This window comes from Kitasatospora griseola (genome assembly GCF_014648555.1).
In the GTDB taxonomy this organism is placed as follows: Bacteria; Actinomycetota; Actinomycetes; order Streptomycetales; family Streptomycetaceae; genus Kitasatospora; species Kitasatospora griseola.
In genome coordinates, this window is the sequence record NZ_BMRI01000078.1 from 2,474 (window position 1) to 6,080 (window position 3,607).

The 3,607-nt window shown below is 74.0% G+C and carries 4 protein-coding genes and 1 pseudogene; 3 read left to right on the forward strand and 2 right to left on the reverse strand.

Annotation, left to right across the window (positions count from 1 at the left end):
- Positions 1 to 196 precede the first annotated feature (196 nt).
- Entirely contained in the window at positions 197 to 751 is a 555-nt protein-coding gene (locus IEZ12_RS36930) for a carboxymuconolactone decarboxylase family protein (protein WP_189278756.1), read from the reverse strand.
- A 60-nt stretch (positions 752 to 811) separates the two neighbouring features.
- Between IEZ12_RS36930 and IEZ12_RS36935 the strand changes: the two genes are divergently transcribed.
- Together IEZ12_RS36935 and IEZ12_RS40470 are read left to right on the forward strand one after the other, a co-directional pair.
- On the forward strand, positions 812 to 1,312 hold the full coding sequence (locus IEZ12_RS36935) for a MarR family winged helix-turn-helix transcriptional regulator (protein WP_189278758.1): 501 nt from the start codon (positions 812 to 814) through the stop codon (positions 1,310 to 1,312).
- A 91-nt stretch (positions 1,313 to 1,403) separates the two neighbouring features.
- Positions 1,404 to 1,613 (forward strand): annotated as a pseudogene (locus IEZ12_RS40470) (DUF6624 domain-containing protein); the annotation flags it as partial.
- A gap of 66 nt (positions 1,614 to 1,679) precedes the next feature.
- On the opposite strand, the gene IEZ12_RS36940 reads toward IEZ12_RS40470, so the two are convergent.
- Positions 1,680 to 2,447: a lysophospholipid acyltransferase family protein gene (locus tag IEZ12_RS36940; protein ID WP_189278760.1), complete on the reverse strand. Its 768-nt coding sequence runs from the start codon at positions 2,445 to 2,447 to the stop codon at positions 1,680 to 1,682.
- A 475-nt stretch (positions 2,448 to 2,922) separates the two neighbouring features.
- Here IEZ12_RS36940 and IEZ12_RS36945 point away from each other — a divergent pair, with 475 nt between their 5' ends.
- Positions 2,923 to 3,249, forward strand: coding sequence for a TlpA family protein disulfide reductase (locus IEZ12_RS36945; RefSeq protein ID WP_043909071.1), 327 nt, complete (start codon positions 2,923 to 2,925; stop codon positions 3,247 to 3,249).
- Positions 3,250 to 3,607: the final 358 nt, after the last annotated feature.

Consider the following 3,607-nt stretch of genomic DNA (forward strand, 5'->3'; position numbering starts at 1 on the left):
CCGAGCCAGGGGACGGGGGCGGTCGCGTCGCACGCGTCGGTGAGGAGGGTGGCGAGGTGCGGGGCCGGGTCGAAGTCGGCGTCCTGGAGGCCGGGGGCGGCCAGGGTGAGGACCGCGGTCACCAGTTGGTGCCGGAGTGCGGGGAGGGTGAGGCCGCGGTCGGTCACCGGGGGAGCGTACCGGCTGGAGCGGAGGGTCAGGCGTAGGGCGCGAGTTGGGGGTCGACGGGGGCGTCGGTGAGGCGGTTGGCGAAGGTGGAGAGGGTGTAGGCGCCGATGCCGAGGACGATCTCCAGGGCGTTGCGGGGCGTGAAGCCGTGCGCGAGGAAAGCGGCGAGGTCGGGCTCGGGGACGGCGCCGGTGTGGTCGAGGGCGGAGTGGACGAAGCGGCGGACGGCCTCCAACCGGGCGTCCGGGAGGGGCTGTTGGGCGCGGAGGGCGGCGATCAGATCGGGGTCGGCGGCGAGCCGGGTGAGCTGGGCGGTGTGCATGGCGACGCAGACGTGGCAGCCGTTGTGGGTGGCGATGGTCAGGACGACGGTCTCGCGGACCACCGGGTCGAGTTCGGTGGCGTCGAAGAGCGCCGTCAACTTGAGGAAGCCGTCGAGGAGTTGGGGTGACTGGGCGAGTCGGGCGGCGGCGCTCGGGAGGTAGCCGAGGTGGTGGGCGACGCCCTCCAGGGAGCGGCGGGACGCGGCGGGGGCGGTCTCGGGGGTGAGGTCGGGGAAGTGCTGGGTGGCGATGCCGGACATGGCGATCTCTTTCGGGTGGTGAGAGGTGTGCCGGGGCGTGCCGCGGCTGCGCGTCCTAGAATGGACAACGTGGTTGACCAAAACGTAAACCAGGTTGTCGATCCGCGCAACGGATTCGAGCTCCCGCTGCTGCTGTTCGCCGGATTCCGCACGATCATCGACGAGTTGCACGCCGAACTCGCCCGGCAGGGTCACCCCGAGGCGCGGCCCGCGCACGGCTTCGCGCTGCAGGCGATCGGGCTGGACGGGGCGACGGCGAGCGAGCTCGGCCGGCGGCTGGGGGTGTCCAAGCAGGCCGCGGGGAAGACCGTGGACCGGCTGGAGGCGCTCGGCTATGCGGAGCGGGCGGACGACCCGGGCGACGCGCGGCGCAAGGTGGTGCGGCTGACCCCGCTCGGCCTGGACATGCTGGCCCGGTCGGCGGTGGTGTTCGAGCAGATCCGCGGACGCTGGGCGGCGGCCCTGGGGGAGCAGCGGCTGCGCGAACTTGAGGACGGTCTGGCGCAGTTGACCGGACCGTCCGGCTTCCGGCTGGACGCGGCGGGCTGGTTCGGCGGCTGAGCGGCGCCGAAGGGCTGTCGGCCCCGGGGACACCTCACGTGTTCCGGCGGAGCAGTCGGGGTGGCGTCGCCCGACGGCCCGGCAACCGGACGTGCAGCGCGGCGGGCGTTGCGGCCGAGGGAGCAGACGGTGGCGGAAGGCGCGGGAGTCGGCGTTCCTGTGGGACCGGGTGCTGGTGAACGAAGGGCGGGCGCAGGTCTACGGCACCCGGATCGCGGGGGTGCACGACGGCGCACCGGTGCCGTGCGAGGGCCCGGTGCGGACGGACGGGCGGCGGCCCGAGGTCGGCATCCCGCCGTTCGCGGAGTGCGTGGCCAGCGGCGCGCCCGTCGCCCCCGCCGGGTGGCGAGGGCGACGGGCGGCGGGCTCAGCGGGCGGCGCGGCGTTCGGCCTTGGCGGCGGCTTCCGCCTCGTCCTCGGCCTCGGCCTGCTCCAGGGTGGGGGCGGTGCCGCCGAGATGGGCGGGGACCCACCAGGAGTCGTCGGGGCCGGCCGGCTTGGCGGGGTAGTCGCGCTGGGCGCGGTCGAGCATCTCCGACATGGCGGCGCGCAGGCGGCGGGTGACCATGACGGGCTTGTCGGCCTCGGTCAGGTGGATCGGCTCGCCGATCATGATGGTGACGGGGACGTGGCGCTTGGTCAGGGTCTTCGGGCGGCCCTTGGTCCACAGCTGCTGGGTGCCCCAGAGGATGACGGGCAGCAGCGGGGTGCCGGAGTCGGCGGCCATCCGGGCGGCGCCGGTCTTGAACTTCTTCAGCATGAACGAGCGGCTGATGGTGGCCTCGGGGAAGACGCCGACCACCTCGCCCTCGCGGAGCGCCTTGACGGCGGCCTCGTACGCGGGCTGGCCGTCGGTGCGGTCGACCGGGATGTGCTTCATGCCGCGCATCAGCGGGCCGGAGATCCGGTGCCGGAACACGTCGTCCTTGGCCATGAAGCGGGTCTTGCGGCGGGCCACCCGGTAGGCGCCGAAGCCGGCGAAGATGAAGTCCAGGTAGCTGATGTGGTTGCTGACCAGGACGGCGCCGCCGGTGGCGGGGACATGCTCGGCGCCGACGATGGAGATCCGCAGGTCCAGCGCCTTGAACGCGGTGAGCGCGGTGCGGATCACCGGCGGGTACACGAACTCTGCCACGGTCAGTCCTACTTCCCACGGGCCTGCTGCCCGGTGCGGTGGATCCCGGGGCGTGGTGGCAGGGCCGACGGGTCGCGGCACGCCGCGGCGGCCACGGGTGTTTCCCTCCGATGATCCCCCGAACGGGCACGGTCTGTCACGCCCGCGCACCGCACGGGTCGGACCGGCGGGTGCGGGCGGAGCCGGAGTGCCGGGCCGGGGCCGGGCGTTCGGCGCGGTGACCGGCGGGCGGCGATCCGTGCCCCGCAGGCAAATCCGGGCGAACCGGGGCGGTTGCGCGGCTCCGGCCCGGCGCCCCGGGCGGCGCGGGACGGGGCGGGGGCGTCGAACGTCGGGTCGCACGGAGAGTGGTCGTGACAGCCCCACCGGTGGACTGTTCGAGCCCGGGGCGGCGTTTGTCACACTGGACCGGCGATCGGACCGGTGATCGGACCGGCCGGTCCCGACGGTGGAACGGCGAGGCGGGAGGCGGCGGATGCGCGGCGAGGGCGAGGCGGTGCGGCTGACCGGGGCGGAACTCGGCGCCGAACTGGGGGAGCGGGCGACGCTGGTGCAGTTCTCCACCTCCTTCTGTCAGCCGTGCCGGGCGACCCGGCGCACACTCGCCGAGGTGGCCGGGATGGTCGAGGGGGTGGCGCACGTGGAGGTGGACGCCGAGTCGCAGCTGGAGCTGGTGCGCCGGCTGGAGATCCGGCGCACCCCGACCGTGCTGGTGCTGGACGCCGCGGGCCGGGTGGTGCGCCGGGCGGCAGGTCAGCCGCGTCGGATGGACGTGATCGCGGCACTCGGCGAGGCCGTCTAGCGTTCAATCTCACAGGCGATCTGGTGCCGGGTCAGGTGGCAGTCGGCCCGCCCTGCGGCAGGATGGGCCAAGGCGGTGGCGCGAGTGCCCGCCCGGACCTGCGGCAGCGTAAGCTACTGGCGAGTAGTGACGGCTGAGCTACTCATGAGTATGCTGCCGGGGAGTTCCGGCGGGGCACCGGCGCGCGCCGCCCGGACCGCGGGCCCCGCGCGTGTGCCGAGACCGCTCGACACGCACGGACGCAGCCGCAGCCGCCGGATCGGACCAGTAACAGGAGAGCAGGCCGTGAGCTTGAGGATCGTTGTCTGTGTGAAGTACGTGCCCGACGCGACCGGTGACCGTCGCTTCGCGGACGATG